Source organism: Moraxella nasicaprae (genome assembly GCF_025643275.1).
Taxonomy (GTDB): domain Bacteria; phylum Pseudomonadota; class Gammaproteobacteria; order Pseudomonadales; family Moraxellaceae; genus Moraxella; species Moraxella nasicaprae.
Genome location: NZ_CP089977.1, coordinates 49,803 through 70,524, shown reverse-complemented (window position 1 = coordinate 70,524; position 20,722 = coordinate 49,803). Strand labels below are relative to the sequence as shown.

Below are 20,722 nucleotides of genomic sequence, written 5' to 3'. Positions count from 1 at the left end.
TGGAATGAGCGATGTTGATGTCAAAATCGTGTATTTTGGGCAAATGATGGTGGTTTTGGTACATTTTTTTGCCAAATTATGATATGCTTAAACACAATCGTTCATTCATCATGTGAGAAAAACAATGACCCAACTTGACCCCAACTGGCAGTCCGATGCCCTAGACCCATCTTTGGGATTTTTTGAACAAACCCTTGCCGTGCGTGGCGGTTATCATCGCACCGATGAGGGCGAGCATAGTGAGGCGATTTTTGCCACAAGTTCTTATGTGTACAAATCCGCCAAAGATGCTGCCGACCATTTTAATGGCAATAAAAAAGGCAATGTGTATAGCCGTCATACCAACCCCACCGTGCGAGCCTTTGAAAGACGGCTTGCCCTATTAGAAGGCGGTGAACGCTGTGTTGCTACCGCAAGCGGTATGGGGGCGATTTTGACAATGTGCCTTGCCTATCTTAAAGCAGGCGACCATCTGCTTTGTGCCAAACAGCTCTTTGGCTCATCGGTGGCACTCTTTGATACTTATTTTAAAGCCTTTGGCGTGGAAGTGTCTTATGTGGACTGCTTTGATAATGATGCTTGGGCAAGGGCGATACAGAATAACACCAAAGTTTTGTACTGCGAAAGCCCGTCCAATCCCTTAGCACAGATTGCCGATTTGCGATTTTTGGCGAAATTGGCTCACGACAATGGGGCACTGCTTATCGTGGACAACTGCTTTGCCACCCCAGCCATTCAAAAGCCCCTAGAGCTTGGGGCGGATGTGGTCATTCATTCAGCCAGTAAATACATTGATGGTCAAGGGCGAGTTTTGGGTGGGGCTTTGGTTGGCTGTGATGACTTAATGGAAAAAGCCTTTGGCGTGGTGCGTACAGGGGGCATTAGCTTGTCGCCCTTTAATGCGTGGGTGCTGTTAAAGGGGCTTGAAACGCTGTCTTTGCGTATGAAAGCCCACTGCGAAAATGCCAACCGTGTGGCAGAATTTTTACAAAACCACCCAAAGGTTTTAAAGGTGCATTTTTCAGGACTGCCCACGCACCAAAGCCACGAAATTGCCAAAAATCAACATACAGCATTAAAAAATGTCAGCGGTGGGGCAATCACAGGGGCGTTTGGGGCGATTATTGGCTTTGAAGTGGCTGACCAAACATCGGCTTGGCAAGTGATTGACAGCACCAAAATGATTAGCATCACCAATAACTTAGGCGATGCCAAAACCACCATCACCCACCCAGCGACCACCACCCATTTTAGAATGACCCCAGAGCAGAGGGTAGAGGCAGGTGTGAATGATGGCTTAATTCGTCTGTCGGTGGGGCTTGAAAATGTGGATGATATTATTGCTGATTTGGCAAGGGGGCTTAATCAGCTATGATGATAACCGATTGGTTGAATTGATTGATTTAACCAATCGGTATGATAACGATTTAACAAGATAGTAAATTGTCAGCGATGGCGTTTTTGTGATAAAATGCCGTCAATTTTTGGCATTGAGTTGCCATTGATGCCGATGATTGTTGGCGGTTTTGTCTTTTATTTTAAGAATTATTTAGAGAATAATCATGCAATATTCGATTTTTTGCCAAACTAAAAATGATGTGTTGGTTGAGCCAATGTTTTTTGGGCAACCTGTCAATGTGGCTCGTTATGACCAGCAAAAACACCCGATTTTTGAACAACTCATCGAAAAACAATTATCATTTTTTTGGCGACCAGAGGAAATCGATGTCAGTCGTGACCGTATTGATTTTGGCAATTTATCAGTGCATGAGCAGCATATTTTCTTATCCAACCTAAAATATCAAACCCTGCTTGATAGTATTCAAGGGCGTAGTCCTAATGTGGTGCTGTTGCCCCTTGTGTCTATCCCAGAGCTTGAAACTTGGATTGAGACTTGGTCATTTAGCGAAACCATTCACAGTCGCAGCTATACCCATATCATTCGTAATGTCGTCAACGACCCATCGGTCATTTTTGATGACATCATGGATAATGAGCATATTTTGGCACGAGCCGAAGACATTGCCAAATATTATGATGAGCTTTATGAGTTATCCAATTATTATAATATGTTTGGTGCAGGCACTCATCTCATCAACGGCAAAGAGATTGTGGTTGATTTGCAAGAAATCAAGAAAAAACTCTATCTGTGCATCGTGGCGGTCAATGTCCTAGAAGCAATCCGTTTTTATGTGTCTTTTGCTTGCTCATTTGCCTTTGCAGAACGCAAAGTGATGGAGGGTAATGCCAAAATCATCAAGATGATTGCTCGTGATGAGGCTTTGCATCTTAATGGCACACAGCACATCATCAATCTGATGCGTCAAGGCAAAGATGACCCAGATATGGTTGCCATTGCCCAAGAATGCACACAGGAAGCAATTGACATCTTCCGTACCGCTGCCCAACAAGAAAAAGATTGGGCGGATTATCTATTCAAAGATGGTTCGATGATTGGTCTTAATAAAGATATTCTATGCCAATACATTGAGTTTATTACCAATACTCGCATGGCGGCGATTGGTTTGCCAGCCATTTTTGAGACCAAGTCCAACCCAATCCCTTGGATTAACGCTTGGTTGTCATCAGATAATGTACAAGTCGCCCCGCAGGAAACTGAGATTACCACTTATTTGGTTGGTCAGATTGATGCCGACCTTGATGATGTGGATTTGGACGATTTTGAATTATAAACAAAAATTTCACATCTTGCTCATGATGATGAGCAGCTGGATTATGTGCAATGGGTTGGGTATTTAGTGATGAAATGCGGTTTTATCTGCATGACAACGAAACCGTGCTTGAAGGATTGATACGCACCCAACATCAACAGGTTCGTTACGAATGTCGTGAGGGCTATTGCGGTATGTGTCGCATGAAAGTGCTTGCCAAAACAGGCGATGTTATTCATAAAATAACGCCCATTGCCATGCTCGAAGATGATGAAATTTTGGCATGCTGTTGTCAAGCGACAGGCACATTGCGTGTTAGTTATGCTCAGTCTGCTTGTGAGCAACAGGTGGCATTTACTGATGATTTTTTTGCCAATACTGGCAACAAAAAAGGTGGTGTATGAAAAAATCGGTCATTGGCTTACTTATCGCCACAGGAGTTATTGGTGCTGTGGGTGTTTCTGGCTTGATTTATCTTAATAGCACGCCAACGGTCGATGTGTTGCCAGCAGAGCAGGTTATTTTAACCCCAAATGAATTAAATAATACCGACCAGACGGTTTTATTTAATTTTGTTGATATTTCACAATTAGACAATCAAGCAGAATTATACAGACAAGCCAATCTATTGCGTCATACGGGTAGCTTGACTGGCGGGGAACTGACAACTCAATTTAAGCGAGCCACGCACGCCAAGATGAGCTATCGTTTTGGGCGTAAAAAACCCACGACTTTTAAGCCAGCTGTTCTAACAACCATGCTGCCTAGCGGTTTTGTGCTGACAGGTCGGGAGTATCAAGGTGTGTTATTGGATAAAAAATATACGGGTATGTATCGGCTATTTGAAAATCCAAATACCAAAGCACGATTAGAAATCAGCGAACAACAAATTTTGGCAAATCAACCCATCACTTTGGTGCGTGAATTGTTCAATGAAAAAATAGGCGATGTGCCTGTGCGTCTGGAATCTTTTCAAGATAAAAAGGGCGTGATTTATTACAGTGCAGAATTTGCCCATCAAGACAAATATTACACCATCAGTAGTAAGGGCATGGAGAAATTTACCGTTTTAGCCCTGCTTGAACAGCTATTATCCCAATAATCTTGAACAAAAAACACGCCATCTGAGTTTGATGGCGTATTTTTTTGATAAAGATGATGCTAATTATGCTGGGGGTGTTTGAAATACTTGCAAAATCTGTTCTTTGTAATTACCAAGTAAAGGCATTATCGTCTGGACAATCCAGTCGTGTCGATAGCCTTGTAGTTCAATGGGCAACTCTTGCAAATCTCCATCATAAGCCACCAAGAGCAGTAATTGATTAATCCAGCGATTTTTTAGCAACAGATTGGCAGGAATTAGATGAGCCTGACTGTATTCATCAATCGCTTGATGAAGAGCATTTTTAAAAGGCTTATTTTTGCTATGATAAGTAGGAGCGGGCAAGGGCGGTAGCTTATCCTCAGGCATTTGAGCAACTTGATGGACGATTCGCACGATTTCATCGCCATAACGCCGCAATGTGCCACGATTGATGGTGGTTTTGGCAAGGTTTTTGATGCTACTTGGCTCATCTTGAATGATTTCTCGCAAAGCCTGCTTACCCAAGATAAAGGTTTTTGGCTCATTGATGGCACGAGCCAATTGTTCTCGCCAAATGACCAATTGTTGCAATAAGGCAAGCTGTCTTCTGGTATAGAGAGGTGCAACCAAATCCAAGTACAGCTGGTCATCTGGTGTGTTATGGAGTGTGTGCAATTCTTTGGCATAGGATAGGGCATCTTCGCTGGCACATGCCAAAATCCCTCGTTGCTGTAATGTATCTTTGACCACCTCGTACAAAGCCAGCAAATATTTCACATCATTGATGGCATAATTTCGCTGTTCTTCGCTCAGCGGTCTGGCAAGCCAATCAGATTGACTCTCGCCCTTATCCAGTGAAATGCCCAAAATCTCACTAATGGCCTGACTGTACCCTGATTGCAAAATTCCTGTCAAATACGCCACGCCAATCTGCACATCAAACACATTGGTTAATGGTGGGCATTTTGCCAATAAATAAAAAATACCCAAATCCTCGCCACATGCATACCAAACCATGGTCGGCACTTCGCTTAGTGCTTGCCAAAATTGGCTTAAATCAAGTTTTGGGGCATCAACCAAATAAATTGCCTTGCCTGTATTGACTTGCACCAATGCCAAAATCGGATAATAAGTGGTGCGTTTGATGAACTCGGTGTCTAGCCCAACCACTTCAACTTCATCGATTTCATCGACCAGTTGTGCCAAAGTAGTGGGTGTATCTACCCAAATGACGGGCAGGTCATCAACCTGACGAGTGTCAAAATCAATGTTTGGAAAGGTAAAAGCGGTGTGTTCAGTCATCACAATCAACTACTACATGGAGCCACGATTTTGCAAGGCTTGATTGAGCGTAAGGCTATCAACATATTCTAGCTCACCCCCCATCGGAATGCCTTGTGCCAATCGTGTGATTTTTTGGACAAAAGGCTTGGCGGCCTCGCTGATGAAAAAGGCGGTGGTCTGCCCCTCGACAGTTGAACCTGTTGCCAAAATCAGTTCTTCAACGGCATGAGTTTTGAGCAAAAAAATCAACTCATCAATATGCAAATCATCGGCATTGATGCCATCGATGGGCGATAGATGACCGCCCAGCACAAAATATCGTCCACGATAAGCCCCACTTTGTTCGATTGCCATGACATCGGTGGCATTTTCGACCACGCAAAGCAGTCGGTCATCACGACGGGCATCGGCACAGATGGGGCATAGGTCATCATCACTGAACGAATGGCAGCGGCGACACTCGATTATTTCTCTCATCGCTTGTTCCAAAGCGGCTGCCAGTGCAATGCCTTGATTGCGTTTTTTACTCAATAAGTGCAACGCCATACGCTGAGCAGATTTTTGTCCAACGCTGGGCAGGATTTGCAACTCTTTGATGAGTCTATCTAGTTTTGGGGTCAGCATTAACCAAACAAGCCCTTAATGCTTGGCGGTAAACCCATGCTTGATGTCGCACTTGCCATGACTTCTTCGTGCAAAGCATCTGCTTGACGAACCGCATCATTCACGGCAGCCGCCACCAAATCTTCAATCATATCAGGCTCATCACCCATCAAACTTGGGTCAATCGATAGGCGTTTGACGACATGGCGACCCGTCATGGTTACTTTAACCAAGCCATTACCTGCTTCGCCTTGTACTTCTTTGGTGGCAAGGCTGGCTTTGGCAGATTCGACATTTTTTTCGACCTGTTTTTGCATGGCTTGGGCTTGTTGCATTAAAGCTTGGATATTCATAATGATGATTCCTTAGAAATGAACAAAAGATGGCTTATTATAACACATCATAAAACGGTGTAAACAAACACTAACTAAGTGATTGATTTTTAATCAATTTTATAATTTGTTTCATAATATTTCAAAATCGTCAAGCCTATGCTTTGGGGAAATTGTGTCATTTTTTATACTTTTGTTGAGCTTTTATTAAAATCATAGACTTTGGCAGATTTTTATCTATAATGGCAGTCATTCCGTCATTAGATGGAATAATTAGGAGAAAACTTATGAAAAAATTACTTGTTGCCGCTATGGCATTGACTACCGCTACCACAGCTTTTGCTGACCTTGGTCCAACTCGCACCCAAACCGGTGCTGTTGCCGTAGAAGCGGGCAAAAACTTCCGTCTAGAAGGCGATGTTGGCTTTTCGGTAAACCAAACCAAAAACGATACTTCAAAAACCACCAAAGAAAACCTAAATGCTAACCTACTATTCCAACGCCAACAAGGTGTTTGGGGTCAAGAAGTTCGTGCCCAAGCCATCAGCTCAAATGATGACGCATCAACCACCAACACTGAGCAATACTATCTGTCTGGTAAGGTTCTGCACAGAAGCTCACCAACTGTTTATCAATTTGCACAGTTGGCTGGCGAAAAAGACTTGGGTAGTGCGTTCGACTATCAAGCGACTGCCACCGCAGGTCTTGGTATGGACATTTTAAAAGACAGCCGTCAATCATTGACTGCTGAGATTGGTGCTGGTTATCGCCATAGCAAAGAACGCTATGCACCACATGACAAGCACAACGAAGCCATCGGTACTGTTGCAGCTTTCTATGAATACCAAATCAACCCAACCGTGCGTTTCAACCAAGATTTGGGCTATGAATTTGGTAAAGATTCACGCACTTTGCGTTCACGCACTTCTTTGAGTGCTGACCTAACTGACCGCATCGCTGGTGTGGCAAGTTACAGCATCAAAGACATCAGTGCTGATTCTGGTGACAGCCGTATTTCATTGGCGTCATTTGGTATTCGCTACAAGCACTAATATCAAATCAGCTCATAAAAAAACAAGCTCCATATTGGGGCTTGTTTTTTATGGCTAACAGTTTGATAAATGACGACTGGTTTTTTTTGATGATGAGGTATCACACGATGGTCAAAAAGCGTACTTTTAGAAGCATACCAATCACAATGTCATGGATTATTGGCTGACAAAACCAGCGTTTGCCTGCTTTATAAATCTTGTGTGTGATTTATCTAATTTATCATGATACATCATCAACATAGCCAGTGTATTCATCATAAAAAATCACACTCCAAACGAAGTGTGATTTTTTTGATTAGATTTTGCACGCACCACTTGGGCAGTCGCCATCCAAGTCGTCTTGGCTATCATCAGCACCATCACGAGTATTGTGATAGTATAGAGTTTTTACGCCAAACTTATAAGCAGTCAAGAGGTCTTGGATAAGCACTTTCATCGGTACTTTGTTGCCCTCAAATTTGGCAGGGTCATAGTTGGTATTTGCTGAGATTGATTGGTCGATGAATTTTTGCATGATACCAACCAAGCGTAAATAGCCAGCATTGTCAGGAATATTCCATAAAAGCTCGTATTGTTGAGCGTATTTTTCGATTTCTGGCACTACTTGCTTTAAAATACCGTCTTTTGATGCCTTGATGGATACCAGTCCTCGTGGTGGCTCAATGCCGTTGGTTGCATTGGCAATTTGTGAGCTGGTCTCTGATGGCATCAAGGCTGATAGTGTCGAATTGCGAAGTCCGTGCGTCTTAATTTCTTGACGCAGCGTTTCCCAATCCAGATGCAAGGGCTCATGACAAATGCTATCCAAATCTTTTTTGTAATGGTCAATCGGTAAAATGCCTTTGCTGTAATTGGTTTGGTCAAACCATGGACAAGCCCCCAATTCTTTGGCGAGTTTGTTTGAGGCTTGCAGCAGATAATACTGCAATGCTTCAAAAGTGCGATGCGTCAAACCTAAGGCGGCATTGTCTGAATAACGAGTGCCATTTTTTGCCAAATAATAAGCGTAGTTAATCACACCCACGCCCAAAGTGCGGCGATTTAGACTACCTTTTTTGGCGGCCGCCACAGGATAATCTTGATAATCAAGCAAGGCGTCCAACGCTCGCACAATCAACTCGGCAGGTTCTTGCATGTCTTGCAGCTTTTCGATTTTGCCCAAGTTGATGGCAGACAGTGTACACAGAGCAATTTCGCCATTTTCATCATTGATGTTGTTTAGTGGTGTGGTTGGTAGAGCAATCTCCATACACAGGTTGGATTGACGGATTGGTGCAACCGTTGGGTCAAATGGGCTGTGCGTGTTGCAATGATCGACATTTTGGATATAGATACGACCTGTTGATGCACGCTCTTGAAGCATTAGGCTGAACAAATCACGGGCAGGGATACTGCGTTTACGCACACTACTATCCGCTTCATACTTGGTGTATAAGCGTTCAAATTCTTCTTGGTTGGCAAAGAATGCCTCGTACAATCCAGGTACATCTGATGGCGAAAATAGGGTGATTTGCTCGCCTTTAATCAGTCTGGTGTACATCAGTCTGTTAATCTGCACCCCGTAGTCCATGTGACGAACACGGTTATCTTCAACGCCACGGTTGTTTTTTAGAACAAGCAGACTCTCAATTTCCAAATGCCACAAAGGATAAAATAAAGTCGCCGCTCCTCCTCGCACACCGCCTTGGCTGCATGATTTGACCGCCGCTTGGAACATTTTAAAAAATGGAATGCACCCTGTATGCTGTGCTTCTCCGCCACGAATAGGACTGCCCAAAGCACGAATTGCCCCAGCATTCACACCGATACCAGCACGCTGTGAGACATAGCGGACGATTGCTGATGTTGTGGCATTGATGCTGTCCAAGCTGTCGCCACACTCAATCAGTACGCACGAGCTAAATTGGCGAGTTGGTGTACGAACACCTGCCATAATCGGTGTTGGCAAAGAAATATAAAAATTGGAAGTGGCGTCATAAAAACGCTTGACGAAGTCTAATCGTACCGATTTGTCGTAGCTGGCAAATAGGCACATACCCACCAAGATGTACAAAAATTGTGGGCTTTCAAACACTTGCTTGGTGACACGATCTTGCACCAGATATTTGCCCATCATTTGCTCAACAGCAGCATAGGCAAGATTCATATCACGACCATGATCGATATAATCATTAAGTTCGTCAAATTCTGCTTTCGTATAATCTTGCAAAATATGCTTATCATATTTGCCAGCTTCGGTCAGTTTTTTGACATGGTCATATAAATGCGGTGGTTCAAATTCACCATAAGCAATCTTTCTTAGGTGAAAAATTGCCAAACGAGCCGCCAAGTACTGATAATCTGGCGTTTGTGATGAAATCAAATCTGCTGCTGCTTTGATGATGGTTTCGTGAATATCACGGCTGCGAATCCCATCATAAAACTGAATATGTGATTTTAGTTCTACTTGAGAAACTGAAACATTGTTCAAGCCTTCTGCCGCCCAATTAATGACACGATGAATTTTGTCATAATCAATGGCTTCTAGGCGACCATCTCGTTTGGTTACTTTGATGTGATCAATGTGTGTCATGGCTAAGCTGCGTCCTCGTTTTTTATTCAATCAACTTAATTCTTTGGTATAGAAAATGATGATTTTTCAATCGGTTGGGCGATATTTTGGCAAAATCAATCGATGTGTCATGCTCAAAAGTCAATCACTACATCTAGTGCAATGCCATATTCGGTGCAACAATATAGACAATTTTTTTTGAAAAATAAAGTCTTGTTATTTTTTTAAAAATGTGATTTGTTCATTGATTTTATGCAAAGTGTAGCAACTGCAAGGCTTTAAGCGATGCAAATATTTTCCATCTTTTTTGTAACAGAGTAGAAAAATATTTTTGATGATTAAGTCCTAATATAATTGCAAAAAAAGTGATTGATTTTTTAAACTTGACAAAGTTTTAATGTACATTTTTTGAGCAAAAATAATAATAAAAATGGCAAAATTCTCAGCGAACTTTGCCATTTTTATTATTAAGAAAAATTACTAGATTTTATAAAATTTAGCGTTTTTTAGTGATGGTGTGCTTGTTTTTTGAGCAGGGCGTTTGCTCTTATCTTGGCGAGTTCGTTTTACCTCACGAGATTTGAGCGGTTTTTTGTGGATTCTTGCTTGTTTTTCTTTGGTGGCGGTATTTAGCCCTGTGCCTTGACGCTGACGCAAGCCCACAGATTCCACCAGTTTGCCGATTTCTTTGGCATCAAGCTCCAAAAAACGACCTGTACGCAACTCTTTTGGCAAAATCATTGTGCTGTAACGAGTGCGAATCAGGCGAGAAACTTTCAATCCTTGATGGTCAAACATACGGCGAACTTCTCGCTTACGACCCTCTTTGATGGTAACATGATACCATTTGTTCACGCCCACACCGCCACCTTCTTTGATGTCGTCAAACTTGGCAAAACCATCATCCAGTTCTATCCCAGCGGTCAGATTGTTGGCAATCTGCGGGGTGACTTCGCCCAAAACACGCACCGCATATTCACGCACCACTTCGCTTGATGGGTGCATCAGGCGATGAGCCAGCTCGCCATCGTTAGTAAATAGCAGTAGTCCTGATGAGTTGATGTCCAGACGACCAACCATCACCCAGCGGTCTCCTGTCAGTTTTGGCAGGCGATCAAAGACGGTAGGGCGACCCTCTGGGTCAGAAGTTGAACAAATCTCGCCCTCAGGCTTATAGTAAGCGATGACACGGCGGCGTTTTTCTCGTTCTGCTTTTAGGCGAACAGGGCGACCGTCAATACGAATTTCATCGGTCAAAACCGCTCTATCGCCCAAAGTGGCGATTTGTCCATTGATGGAGACACGACCTGCTTTAATGATTTCTTCTAGTCCACGACGGGAGCCAAGACCGAGTCTTGCCAGTAGTTTTTGTAGCTTTTCGCCAACAGGTTTATCCTGCTGTGTGGTGAGTTGTTCGTTCATAAAAAAATCCTGCTGTTAGGAAAATAACATTTCTCAATGTATGCTAAGATGGCTTAGTTTAGCAAGTTTAGCTATTTTACACAAGGTAATTTTAATCTAAGCGGTGGTTTGGGTGGTGCTAAGTCGTTCAAGGTCAGGCAATGGTGGCAACTCATCAAGACTGCTTAGCCCAAATGCGTCCAAAAATGCGTCTGTGGTGTGCAGTAAGGCAGGGCGACCCAAAGTCTCTTTATGACCTTTTTCGACAATCCAGCCTTTATCAAACAGTTGTCTTAGAATATGACTGGATACCGTCACGCCACGCACTTGCTCAATGTCGGTACGAGTGACGGGCTGTTTATAGGCGATGACGCTGAGGGTTTCAAGCAGGGCTTGGCTAAGATTTTCCAGACGATTTGGAAAGACTTGCTGGATTAAGCCGCTAAAACTGTCTTTGATTTGCAAGCGATAACCGCTGGCAGTCTTATTTAATGCCAAAACACCATCACTAAGCCTACTTTCCAAAGCCAGTAAAGCCTCTTTGAGCTCAGCATCATTCATCATCAGGTGCTTTTTTAGGTCATGGTCGGTCAAAGGACTTTCGCTGGCATGCAATAAGACCTCAATATAGCGACTGAATGTCTGAATTTTGCCATGATTTGCCAAAAATTGTTCGTGATTGTTCATCGTCAAGCCTTAGTGTAGCCAATGTAGGCTCTGTTGTGTGATGGGGTGTCCTAGATGGCTAAGCTCTTTGGCATGATGTTTGCCAGCTTGACCATCTAATTCTTCAAATTCAGGCTCATCGCCAAAACCAATCAAACCTCGCTTCATCAATTCTAGCACCGCCACAAAACTAACCACGATACCAAGTCTGCCCTGAGTAGGTTCAATCAATTCACTAAAATTTGCCAAACCTTTTTCGCTGATAATGCGAGTAATGCTGGCAATGCGTTCTGGTAATTGCACGGTGTCAATCTTAACAGTGTGTGTCGGATTGAGGGGTCTGATGTGCATATTGACGAGGCTATTGACGAGGATTTGCACAGGATAATTGGGCAACTCTCGCTGCATTGCCTCAGGGCTGGGCAGACTGGTGAATGCCAAAAACACATCTCTTTCTAGTCGCAAAAGTTGGTCAATACGCTGTGCTGCCGATTTGATTTGGGCATATTCTTCAAGACGCTGAATCAGTCTTGCTTTTGGACTCATTTCATCATCGGACAAGATGGGTTTTGGTAGCAATAATTCGCTTTTGATGGCGATGAGCGTGCTTGCCATCAACAAATAATCGCCAGCCAGCTCAAAATAAGTTTCGTCCAGCTCGTTGATGTAGTTTAGGTATTGTTCTGTGATTGGTAAAATGGCGGTTTCGGTCAAATCAAAATTATTCTTTTTGACCAAATATAATAAAAAATCCAGAGGTCCTGCAAACTGCTCCAACCAAATCGCAAAGGCTTGTGGCGGGATATACAAATCATCGGGCAAGGATTGAATGGGGGTGTCATACAGACGAACAGAAAGTTGTTGCAAAATTGAACCTTTTTCAAATATTGATGATGAAGTGAGCGTGATTAAGCACACCGACTTCATCAAAATCATCATGTTAATTTATCCAATCCAAGCCACTGTCTTTTTTCAAAAGCACTGTCCCAAAATAGCCATTCTAATTTAGCACTTGTGGTATAGGCTTCGTGCATTTTTTGCAAAGTCAATTCATCGCAAGTATCAGCAACTTTGTCAATGATGGTTAATACTTGGGCAACGGCTTGCTGAAATTCTTCGCCTGCATAAGTATCAATCCACGCTTGATAAGGATTGTTGGGAACTGATTTGTCAAAAATGTCTTTGCCAACCTGAGCATAAATCCAATAGCAGGGCAATAAACTTGCCAATACCACAGGATAACTTTCGCTCCAAGCAGTTGCTTGTAGATAACTGGTATAATGATGGCAAGCAAGAGTTAATGGAGTATTTTCAAAATCTTGCTTGCTAATGCCAAATTCTTGCATAAAGCCATTGTGCAATAATCGCTCAACCACAATGGCGGTTTCGGTAGCTTTGGCAAAAAAGATGACTGCATCACTATCATAGGCTTTTGCCGAACAAATCGCTAATGCTTTGCCATAGGCTAATAAATAATGAGCATCTTGGATAACATAATGACAAAATGCCTCTTTGTCCAATGTGCCATTGGCTAATTGCTGATTAAAAGGCAAATTTAAAGTAGCTTCATAAAGAGCTAAATTATTTTGCCATACTTCTTGGCTAAATGTCATCATGCTATCCTTTTCATGTTCCATAGAGGTTGATTGGCTGATTTAAGAAATCAGCCAATCAACATCATTTTAATTTTGCCAATGGCTTAATACCGATGGCACGACGGGTTTTGTCTAGTTGCTTTTGGGCGTGGCGACGAGCTTTAACCGCACCCATTTGTAAGATTTCTTCCAGCTCTTTGGGGTTGTTCATCAATTCCAAATATCTGGCACGATAAGGAGCGATTTCGCTGTTAATCTTTTCAAATAAAATCTCTTTGGCATCACCCCAACCAATGCCTTGACGATATTGTTCAGCAAGTGCATTGATTTCATCTTGGGTGGCGAAGGCTTTATAGATTTCAAAGATATTGCAGTCGTCAGGATTTTTTGGTTCTTCGGGTAATTGAGAATTGGTGACGATTTGCATGATGGCTTTTTTGAGGGCTTTTTCTGGGTCAATCTGTGGATTGCCATCGCCAAATAGCGGAATGGTATTCCCATAAGATTTGCTCATTTTACGACCGTCTAGCCCTGTTAATAGCGGAGTGTTTTCGTCCACAACAGCAGTGGGTTCAACAAACAATGGTTTGTACTTAAAATTAAAAGTCCCTGCAATGTCTCTGGCCATCTCAATGTGCTGGATTTGGTCTTTGCCCACAGGCACATGCGTGGCGTTAAACATCAAAATATCAGCAGCCATCAGGACAGGATAACCGAACAATCCCATGCTGATGCCAAAATCAGGGTCAGTATCTTCTTTGGCAAGGTTCTGATCGACCGCCGCCTTATAAGCGTGAGCTCGGTTCATCAAGCCTTTGGCACAAGAGCAGTTTAAGACCCAAGCAAGTTCTGGAATCTCAGGAATGTCCGATTGGCGATAAAAAGTGACCTCGTTTGGATCAAGACCACAAGCAATCCAAGTGGCAGCAATGGCACGAGTGGAGCGATGGATTTCGTCAGGGTCAAAGCATTTGATGATGCCATGATAATCTGCCAAAAAGAAAAACGCATCACCATCGCCCTTGGCAAAAGCCTCTTTGGCAGAGGCAATGGCAGGACGAATGGAACCAACATAATTACCCAAATGTGGAATGCCTGTCGTGGTAATGCCTGTCAAGATTCTTTGTTTATCGGTCATGATATTTCCTTAATAATTTCTAAATCGTTGTCAATAGGGTGTGCAGGGCGTTGCCAGCATCATCGGTTTTCATGAATTGTTCGCCAATCAAAAAATGATGAATGCCATTGTTTTGCATCAAATGAATGTCATTAGCGTCATTAAGACCGCTTTCGCTGACCACCAACGCATCATCTCCTAGCACTTCAAAAAGATGTTGCGATAGGCGAATGCTGTGTGCCAAATCCACCTCAAAGGTATTAAGATTGCGATTATTGATGCCATAAATATTGTGCGATGAACGAGGCAGTTGCAACGCTCTGTCCAACTCTTCTTGGGTGTGGATTTCAATCAATACATCTAGCCCTAGCGTGATGGCAGTGTGGTGCAACTTGGCAACTGTATCGTCATCAAGACACGCCATGATGAGCAGAATGCAATCTGCACCAATGGCGGCTGATTGGACAATCTGGTATTCATCAACCATAAAATCTTTGCGTAGCACGGGCAGGGTGCAGGCTTGTCTTGCTGCAATCAAATAATCATCATGCCCCAAAAAATACATTTGATCGGTTAAAACGGATAGGCAACTTGCTCCTGCTTTTTGATAACCTTGGGCAGCAACGACGGGGTCAAAATTTTGACAAATCACGCCTTTTGATGGAGAGGCTTGTTTGATTTCAGCAATCACGCCAATCTTGCCATCAGCCACCTTGACTGCACGCAAAGCATTAGCAAATCCACGCATGGTGCGAGTCTTGGCGACAGCCAGTAGCTCATCAATGGTGTGATGTTGCTTGGCAATGGCAACCTCTTCATGTTTGGTAGCAACGATTTTTTTTAGGATACTAGGGGTATTTGTCATGATGAACCAATGAATTAAAATTGTTGGGTGAATTTGGCGAATGCTTGTAATTTATCTAGGGCTTGACCGCTTGCTAGGACTTCAAATGCTTTTGCAACACCTGCCTGATGACTGTCTGCTTGACCTGAAACATAAATGGCAGCCCCTGCATTGATGGCAATGATGGCTTGGGCTTTTGTGATGATTGGGTCGTCACTATCGCCTGCAAGGGCGGCTTGAATGATGTCAAGGCTTGCCTTAGATGATGGTACTTGTAAGCCCTGCAAAGACTGTATCTGTATGCCAACATCGGTAGGAGTGGTATGATAGGTGCTGATTTGACCATCTTTTAGTTCAGCAACCTGAGTGCCGCCTGCAATGCTGTATTCGTCCAATCCATCTGATGAATGCACCACCAAAGCGTGTTGGTAGCCTAGATTTGCCAGCACTTGTGCCAATGGCTCACACAGCGAGGCATCAAATACCCCAATCACCGCTCGCTTAACCAAAGCAGGATTGGTCAAAGGACCTAAGACATTAAAAATGGTACGCACTTTGAGCTGACGACGCACGCCCACAGCATGACGCATCGCTGGGTGGTGGTTGGGAGCGAACAAAAATCCCACACCAAGTTCATTGATGCCATCACGGGTGTGATTGATGTCAATATCAAGTTTTACGCCTGCCATCGATAGTACATCTGATGAGCCAGAGCTGGTAGAGACACCACGATTACCATGTTTGGCGATGGTCACGCCAGCTGCTGCTGTCACGAATGCCGCCGCCGTTGAGATATTAAACAAATTTTGCCCATCGCCGCCTGTTCCTACAATATCGACCGCTTTATCATCATTGATGTTGATGGTGTCGGCAAGCTCAATCATGGTCTTGGCACAAGCGGCAATCTCATCAATGGATTCCCCTTTTTGACGCAAAGCAACCAATATTGCTCCCATCAATGCGTCAGGACAACGACCTTGCATGATAATCAGCATTACCGCTGTCATTTCATCAGTATTTAAATCAGTGTTTGACAGCAGTTTATGCAAAGCATTGGTTAGAATTGATGCAATCTTGTCATCACTAAACTTCATTATGTCATCGGCTGTGTACATCTTGCTTATCCTTGCATTGGTCGTTAGGCAACTTGCGGTAGGTTGTGATGGTCTAAGACAAGCAGACCTGCACGCTCCAAAAAGTTATTAAATAGACGATAGCCATGTTCGCTTAAAATAGATTCTGGGTGGAATTGAACGCCTTCCACCATCAAGGTTTTGTGGCGTACACCCATGATTTCTTGAATGCTACCATCAGGATTTTGTGTCCAAGCGGTCATTTCCAAGCAGTCTGGCAGGGTGTTTTTATCAATCACAAGCGAATGATAGCGAGTCGCCTCAAAACCCTGTGGTAATCCGTGAAAAATCCCCACATCAGTATGATGCATTTTGGACAATCTGCCATGCATCACTTCGCCAGCACGCACCACATCACCGCCAAATGCTTGCCCAATCGCTTGATGCCCTAAGCAAACACCCAAAATCGGAATGCGGTCAGAAAGTTTGTGTAAAATTTCCAAAGTGACACCAGCCTCGCTTGGGCTACATGGACCAGGCCCTAATATAATGGCTTTTGGATTGAGAGCGATAATCTCATCAAGGGTGGTTTCGTTGTTTCTCCAAACCGTGATGTCTTGTTTAAGTTCTCCAAAATACTGAACAATGTTATAAGTAAAACTACAATAATTGTCGATAACCAAAATCATTTTGTCTATATCCTTTTGATTATATTAAAGTTTTTTTGATTGCTTCTTAATGGTTAAGCCATTTCAATGAAAAACATATGTGAGATGAGCATATTTTTTTATTGATGTTTTAAGCGACTTTCATGGCACAAAAACAAGCAATGCCACCAAAACTGCTTGGATTTTGGTATTTTACCATGTTTATGCCATCTGTCAATGTTGCACAAGCCTGCTTATCAGACACCTAGACGGTCAATTTATGCCCATTGATAAGGCAAGTTACCCTCCATATCATTTCAATTGTCGTAGCACGGTAGAAATCATCACCAAAGACTACACACCGCCTAAGTACCGAGCCAGCCAACACGGTCAGGTTGAGAACATGACCTACTATGAATGGTTAGCCCTACAAGATGAACATACACAAAATATGGCGTTGGGGGTAAAACGAGCTGAACTGTTTAGAAGTGGCAAAATCACACAGGCAAAGTTTAAAGCCCTACAACTGGATAAAAACTTTGAACCCCTAACCCTAAATGAGATGGCAAAGTTAGAGCCTGTGGTGTTTGGGGAGGTGTTTAAAAAGCCGAGCTATCAAACAATTAATGTTGGCAACTTAAAACCACGAGTCAGTGAAGTCAAACGCTTGCAAGTTGAACCAACCAAGCAAGGCGAAAAGCCAAAGCAGCCAAGACCTGCCGAGGCAGAACTTGCCGACCTTTTACAGCAGTATTTTGGCATTTACTTGGTGCGTTATGATGACCGTTACCATAAACAAAATCCAACAGGCAATCCGCCAGACTTTGCTAAAAAAGACAATGATTTGCCTGTAAAAGAATGGCAAACAATGGATTTAATGTTTGCTATTGATGAAGTTCAAGCAAAATATATGGCAGATATGGCATTAAAACGCATTTCAATGAAAAATCCTAAAAAACAAGCCAAAATTGACGGTTTTTGGGACGAGCTAACAAAAACCATTGATGAGCATTTGCTAAAATCAGATATTGTACCAATGGATTTGCGTAAAATGGATAAAGAGTTGTTTGTAAAAATTATTGATTATGTGTTATTATTGCCCAAACATAAACAGCAAAAAATTCTGTTAATTACGGATAAAAACGATGACTTTACTGATAATTTATCAAAGTAAAGATTTTGACAAAAGCCTAACTGTCAGCCTTGATAATCAGGCTGGTAAGGAGCTGTTTAATCGTTTGAAAATCTTGTTTGAAAAAACAATGGCGGCAGAATTATTTTGGCTTGATGACTATCATACATTGTATTATGACCATAATACGATAGATTTTAGTGATTTGCCTGATGATGTTTTTATGCAAGTTTATGTTTTACTTCGGGCAGACAATGATTTATTACAGCCTTATCAAGATGAAGTTAAGCAAAAAATGCAAACAGATAGACGCTTTATTTGACATGATGCAGAGTAACGAAAATGGTTGCAAAAATCCCACAATCCACCGCTCAAGATGCGTACAAATTTTTATCCAGCTATCAAGGCTTGACGGATGATATTACATACGGCTTAAAATATAAAAGATGGCTTAACGATGCAGACAGCCTAATTAAGCAAGGCATTGTTACAGAGGGTTATCTATTAAGAGCCTTTGTCAATATTTTGCAAGGCGATTTGAAAAATGCAGTCAAAAATGCTAAATATGCATCGCAATCATCAGATGAAATCGCAATATATAATTATGCACTTTTGTTAAATAAAAATGGCGATTTTAGCGAAAGCCTAAAGATTGTAGAAGGGCTAATTGCCCATAATCCAGCAGATATTTCTGCTTTTGATTTGATTGAAACAAATAAAATGTGCTTGCTTGATGCAGATGGTTTGAATGATATTCTCGCCAAATTTAAAGGTAGTGAGCATCATTTCAATGATTTAAGCCAATCATTTGCAAAGAGCGTAACTCGTATCAATCATCATCATGTAATGTTAAATGAACTAAACTTTGATTTAGACTTATTTATCAAATTCAATCAAGAGGTCTTTTGCTTTATATATTCTCGCTATTGTGGTAATATTAGTCATAGGCTTTCTATGATTGAAACCGAGATGGGCAAGCAGCTTGAATATTGCTTTTATCTAAACAATGTTAGCATTGATGAATGTTTGCAGTTAAATGATGATTTTTTAGATGTGATGTTGGATAAATTTGATTTCAATGACTGTCAAAAAATTGTCATAAGATTTATGCCAAAGGGATTGCAATAATGGCTGTTGATATTCAGGATTTAAAGTTGTCCCTTGATGGCTTATTTGCGTTGCTTGATAGTAGCTCTGGTGAATCAGATAAACGAGCTTTTATTAGTAGAAGTTATTATGTGATTTTTCATATTGTCAAACAATACATTGAGCAAAATTTGCCACAGTACGCTATTGGTAAAAATAGCGATGGCGTTTTTAAGACAGGTGTTCATAATCAGCTATATTTAGTATTGGTGGATTATGCAGAACAAACCAATAATAAAAATTTTCAAAAATTAGCTTTGCAGTTTAAAGACTTTCATAGTAGGCGATGTCAATCTGATTATGAATTAGAGAAAAATATAAGCGATTATGATGTTAAAATAGCTAAAAAATATTATGAAAGCATACCCAATTTATTAGATAACTTTAAAGTTTAACCCCAAACCCTTTCGAATTCGAAAGGGTTTTTTATTGCCTAATTGTTGGAAAACAAAGGCGTAACCCATGCTGGAAAGCATTCATTAGTGAGAAAATCGTATGAAATTAAAACTTGACGAAAACGGCAATGTTGTTGTTCAAGATGGCAAGCCTGCCTAATCCACATCAATGGATAAAATGGCAAGCAAGGCTTTCATGCTGGCAGAATGGGTCAAATTTGGATTGGTAACCACGCCCAAATGTCGTTGTAGTTCGATTTGTTCTGCCATATCGATTTTGACCAAATCTTGATTGATGAGTGTTTCTGGCAAGACCGACCAGCCCAAGCCGACTGATACTAGCATGCGAATTGATTCCAAAGGATTGGTGCTCATCGTGGCGTATGGGCGTAGATTATGCTTGGCAAATTCTGCCAAAGTAATCTGACTGGTAAAGGTATTTGCTGCTGGCAAAATCGCAGGGTGATGAGCCAGCTGCAATAAGCTGACATTGGTTTTTTGGGCGAGCGGACTCAGCGTTCCTGTCACAAAATATAGCGGGTCAGACCATAGTGTATGATAGTTTAATCTTCGGTCGTAGGTTGGTGGCAGAGTTAAAAACGCCAATGAAATTTCGCCTTCAAGCACCGCCTTATGAGCCTCTTCGGAATCCACAAAACGCACCTCCAATGATACAGCAGGGTGCATTTGGATAAAGCGTTTTAATACAGGAGCAAGATGGTGCAAGCCGATATGATGGCTGGTGCCAATGACCAATCGCCCTGATGCGACTTCTTTGGAATGCTGTAAATTTGCCTTGCAAGTTTCATAATCATCGAGCCATCGTCGCACAAAAGGCAAAAGCTCATGAGCAGCAGCCGTGGGAATGATGCTACGACCAACGGTATCAAATAAAGTTGCCCCAAATTCATCTTCAAGATTTTTGATGCGTTTACTGACAGCAGGTTGGGTGATATAGAGTTTTTCAGCAGCACCTGAAATACTGCCTGTTTGCATCACGGCAACAAAAGTTACCAAGTTGGTCGTGTTCATGAGTGTGATCTTTTATCCATAAAATCATTTGGTGCTTATAGCTTAATATATTCCAAAAAGTTTTTCAATGATAGATTGCTGGTAATAAGAAATTTT

The 20,722-nt window shown here is 42.1% G+C and carries 22 protein-coding genes; 9 read left to right on the top strand and 13 right to left on the bottom strand.

The window, feature by feature from the left end; translation table 11 throughout:
- The first annotated feature begins 124 nt into the window (after positions 1–124).
- The 4 genes from LU297_RS00360 (at position 125) to LU297_RS00345 (ending at position 3,774) form a co-directional block, all read left to right on the top strand.
- Positions 125–1,375 (top strand): O-succinylhomoserine sulfhydrylase, encoded by a 1,251-nt coding sequence (locus LU297_RS00360; protein ID WP_263076446.1) that lies wholly within the window; start codon positions 125–127, stop codon positions 1,373–1,375.
- A 187-nt stretch (positions 1,376–1,562) separates the two neighbouring features.
- A complete protein-coding gene (gene nrdB, locus LU297_RS00355; RefSeq protein WP_263076445.1) occupies positions 1,563–2,693 on the top strand; it encodes a class Ia ribonucleoside-diphosphate reductase subunit beta in 1,131 nt (376 codons plus the stop codon).
- A gap of 50 nt (positions 2,694–2,743) precedes the next feature.
- A complete protein-coding gene (locus LU297_RS00350; protein ID WP_263076444.1) occupies positions 2,744–3,076 on the top strand; it encodes a 2Fe-2S iron-sulfur cluster-binding protein in 333 nt (110 codons plus the stop codon).
- A complete protein-coding gene (locus tag LU297_RS00345; RefSeq protein ID WP_263076443.1) occupies positions 3,073–3,774 on the top strand; it encodes a hypothetical protein in 702 nt (233 codons plus the stop codon). The genes LU297_RS00350 and LU297_RS00345 overlap by 4 nt, the downstream gene beginning before the upstream one ends.
- A gap of 63 nt (positions 3,775–3,837) precedes the next feature.
- Here the strand turns inward: LU297_RS00345 and LU297_RS00340 are convergent, their stop codons facing one another.
- The 3 genes from LU297_RS00340 to LU297_RS00330 are packed head-to-tail and all read right to left on the bottom strand — an operon-like array spanning position 3,838 to position 5,996.
- Positions 3,838–5,058 (bottom strand): ribonuclease D, encoded by a 1,221-nt coding sequence (locus tag LU297_RS00340; RefSeq protein WP_263077402.1) that lies wholly within the window; start codon positions 5,056–5,058, stop codon positions 3,838–3,840.
- Positions 5,059–5,070: 12 nt separating this feature from the next.
- Complete coding sequence (gene recR, locus LU297_RS00335) at positions 5,071–5,664, bottom strand: recombination mediator RecR (RefSeq protein ID WP_263076442.1); 594 nt, start codon at positions 5,662–5,664, stop codon at positions 5,071–5,073.
- Positions 5,664–5,996 (bottom strand): YbaB/EbfC family nucleoid-associated protein, encoded by a 333-nt coding sequence (locus tag LU297_RS00330; RefSeq protein ID WP_263076441.1) that lies wholly within the window; start codon positions 5,994–5,996, stop codon positions 5,664–5,666. The genes recR and LU297_RS00330 overlap by 1 nt, the downstream gene beginning before the upstream one ends.
- A gap of 266 nt (positions 5,997–6,262) precedes the next feature.
- Here LU297_RS00330 and LU297_RS00325 point away from each other — a divergent pair, with 266 nt between their 5' ends.
- The gene (locus LU297_RS00325) at positions 6,263–7,027 is read left to right on the top strand and encodes a DUF481 domain-containing protein (RefSeq protein WP_263076440.1); all 765 of its coding nucleotides are present in this window, start codon (positions 6,263–6,265) and stop codon (positions 7,025–7,027) included.
- Positions 7,028–7,322: 295 nt separating this feature from the next.
- Here the strand turns inward: LU297_RS00325 and nrdA are convergent, their stop codons facing one another.
- The 9 genes from nrdA to LU297_RS00280 all read right to left on the bottom strand — a co-directional run bounded on the left by nrdA (position 7,323) and on the right by LU297_RS00280 (position 16,963).
- Positions 7,323–9,599 (bottom strand): class 1a ribonucleoside-diphosphate reductase subunit alpha, encoded by a 2,277-nt coding sequence (nrdA, locus tag LU297_RS00320; RefSeq protein ID WP_263076439.1) that lies wholly within the window; start codon positions 9,597–9,599, stop codon positions 7,323–7,325.
- Positions 9,600–10,058: 459 nt separating this feature from the next.
- Complete coding sequence (gene rluB, locus LU297_RS00315; protein ID WP_263076438.1) at positions 10,059–11,000, bottom strand: 23S rRNA pseudouridine(2605) synthase RluB; 942 nt, start codon at positions 10,998–11,000, stop codon at positions 10,059–10,061.
- A 96-nt stretch (positions 11,001–11,096) separates the two neighbouring features.
- Positions 11,097–11,666: an SMC-Scp complex subunit ScpB gene (scpB, locus tag LU297_RS00310; RefSeq protein ID WP_263076437.1), complete on the bottom strand. Its 570-nt coding sequence runs from the start codon at positions 11,664–11,666 to the stop codon at positions 11,097–11,099.
- A 9-nt stretch (positions 11,667–11,675) separates the two neighbouring features.
- A complete protein-coding gene (locus tag LU297_RS00305) occupies positions 11,676–12,584 on the bottom strand; it encodes a segregation and condensation protein A (protein WP_263076436.1) in 909 nt (302 codons plus the stop codon).
- Positions 12,581–13,258, bottom strand: a complete 678-nt coding sequence (gene tenA / locus LU297_RS00300) for a thiaminase II (RefSeq protein WP_263076435.1) — start codon at positions 13,256–13,258, stop codon at positions 12,581–12,583. Before tenA ends, LU297_RS00305 begins: the two co-directional genes overlap by 4 nt.
- Positions 13,259–13,322: 64 nt before the next feature.
- A complete protein-coding gene (gene trpS, locus LU297_RS00295; protein WP_263077401.1) occupies positions 13,323–14,381 on the bottom strand; it encodes a tryptophan--tRNA ligase in 1,059 nt (352 codons plus the stop codon).
- A 16-nt stretch (positions 14,382–14,397) separates the two neighbouring features.
- Positions 14,398–15,225: an indole-3-glycerol phosphate synthase TrpC gene (gene trpC / locus LU297_RS00290; RefSeq protein WP_263077400.1), complete on the bottom strand. Its 828-nt coding sequence runs from the start codon at positions 15,223–15,225 to the stop codon at positions 14,398–14,400.
- Between the two features lie 11 nt (positions 15,226–15,236).
- Positions 15,237–16,325, bottom strand: coding sequence for an anthranilate phosphoribosyltransferase (gene trpD, locus LU297_RS00285; protein ID WP_263077399.1), 1,089 nt, complete (start codon positions 16,323–16,325; stop codon positions 15,237–15,239).
- Between the two features lie 14 nt (positions 16,326–16,339).
- Positions 16,340–16,963, bottom strand: coding sequence for an anthranilate synthase component II (locus LU297_RS00280; RefSeq protein ID WP_263076434.1), 624 nt, complete (start codon positions 16,961–16,963; stop codon positions 16,340–16,342).
- 238 nt (positions 16,964–17,201) lie between these two features.
- Here LU297_RS00280 and LU297_RS00275 point away from each other — a divergent pair, with 238 nt between their 5' ends.
- The 4 genes from LU297_RS00275 to LU297_RS00260 are packed head-to-tail and all read left to right on the top strand — an operon-like array spanning position 17,202 to position 19,594.
- Complete coding sequence (locus LU297_RS00275; RefSeq protein ID WP_263076433.1) at positions 17,202–18,095, top strand: hypothetical protein; 894 nt, start codon at positions 17,202–17,204, stop codon at positions 18,093–18,095.
- Positions 18,067–18,375, top strand: coding sequence for a hypothetical protein (locus tag LU297_RS00270; RefSeq protein ID WP_263076432.1), 309 nt, complete (start codon positions 18,067–18,069; stop codon positions 18,373–18,375). The genes LU297_RS00275 and LU297_RS00270 overlap by 29 nt, the downstream gene beginning before the upstream one ends.
- 20 nt (positions 18,376–18,395) lie before the next feature.
- Entirely contained in the window at positions 18,396–19,181 is a 786-nt protein-coding gene (locus tag LU297_RS00265) for a tetratricopeptide repeat protein (RefSeq protein WP_263076431.1), read from the top strand.
- Positions 19,181–19,594, top strand: coding sequence for a hypothetical protein (locus tag LU297_RS00260; protein WP_263076430.1), 414 nt, complete (start codon positions 19,181–19,183; stop codon positions 19,592–19,594). Before LU297_RS00265 ends, LU297_RS00260 begins: the two co-directional genes overlap by 1 nt.
- Positions 19,595–19,750: 156 nt before the next feature.
- Here the strand turns inward: LU297_RS00260 and LU297_RS00255 are convergent, their stop codons facing one another.
- Complete coding sequence (locus LU297_RS00255) at positions 19,751–20,626, bottom strand: LysR family transcriptional regulator (RefSeq protein WP_263076429.1); 876 nt, start codon at positions 20,624–20,626, stop codon at positions 19,751–19,753.
- Between the last annotated feature and the right edge of the window lie 96 nt (positions 20,627–20,722).

Bases quoted from the DNA above. Each gene is read 5' to 3' on its own strand.
- LU297_RS00360 (WP_263076446.1), top strand. From the start codon at position 125: ATGACCCAACTTGACCCCAACTGGCAGTCCGATGCCCTAGACCCATCT.
- nrdB (WP_263076445.1), top strand. From the start codon at position 1,563: ATGCAATATTCGATTTTTTGCCAAACTAAAAATGATGTGTTGGTTGAG.
- LU297_RS00350 (WP_263076444.1), top strand. From the start codon at position 2,744: ATGGGTTGGGTATTTAGTGATGAAATGCGGTTTTATCTGCATGACAAC.
- LU297_RS00345 (WP_263076443.1), top strand. From the start codon at position 3,073: ATGAAAAAATCGGTCATTGGCTTACTTATCGCCACAGGAGTTATTGGT.
- LU297_RS00340 (WP_263077402.1), bottom strand. From the start codon at position 5,058: ATGACTGAACACACCGCTTTTACCTTTCCAAACATTGATTTTGACACT.
- recR (WP_263076442.1), bottom strand. From the start codon at position 5,664: ATGCTGACCCCAAAACTAGATAGACTCATCAAAGAGTTGCAAATCCTG.
- LU297_RS00330 (WP_263076441.1), bottom strand. From the start codon at position 5,996: ATGAATATCCAAGCTTTAATGCAACAAGCCCAAGCCATGCAAAAACAG.
- LU297_RS00325 (WP_263076440.1), top strand. From the start codon at position 6,263: ATGAAAAAATTACTTGTTGCCGCTATGGCATTGACTACCGCTACCACA.
- nrdA (WP_263076439.1), bottom strand. From the start codon at position 9,599: ATGACACACATTGATCACATCAAAGTAACCAAACGAGATGGTCGCCTA.
- rluB (WP_263076438.1), bottom strand. From the start codon at position 11,000: ATGAACGAACAACTCACCACACAGCAGGATAAACCTGTTGGCGAAAAG.
- scpB (WP_263076437.1), bottom strand. From the start codon at position 11,666: ATGAACAATCACGAACAATTTTTGGCAAATCATGGCAAAATTCAGACA.
- LU297_RS00305 (WP_263076436.1), bottom strand. From the start codon at position 12,584: ATGATGATTTTGATGAAGTCGGTGTGCTTAATCACGCTCACTTCATCA.
- tenA (WP_263076435.1), bottom strand. From the start codon at position 13,258: ATGACATTTAGCCAAGAAGTATGGCAAAATAATTTAGCTCTTTATGAA.
- LU297_RS00280 (WP_263076434.1), bottom strand. From the start codon at position 16,963: ATGATTTTGGTTATCGACAATTATTGTAGTTTTACTTATAACATTGTT.
- LU297_RS00275 (WP_263076433.1), top strand. From the start codon at position 17,202: ATGCCCATTGATAAGGCAAGTTACCCTCCATATCATTTCAATTGTCGT.
- LU297_RS00270 (WP_263076432.1), top strand. From the start codon at position 18,067: ATGACTTTACTGATAATTTATCAAAGTAAAGATTTTGACAAAAGCCTA.
- LU297_RS00265 (WP_263076431.1), top strand. From the start codon at position 18,396: ATGGTTGCAAAAATCCCACAATCCACCGCTCAAGATGCGTACAAATTT.
- LU297_RS00260 (WP_263076430.1), top strand. From the start codon at position 19,181: ATGGCTGTTGATATTCAGGATTTAAAGTTGTCCCTTGATGGCTTATTT.
- LU297_RS00255 (WP_263076429.1), bottom strand. From the start codon at position 20,626: ATGAACACGACCAACTTGGTAACTTTTGTTGCCGTGATGCAAACAGGC.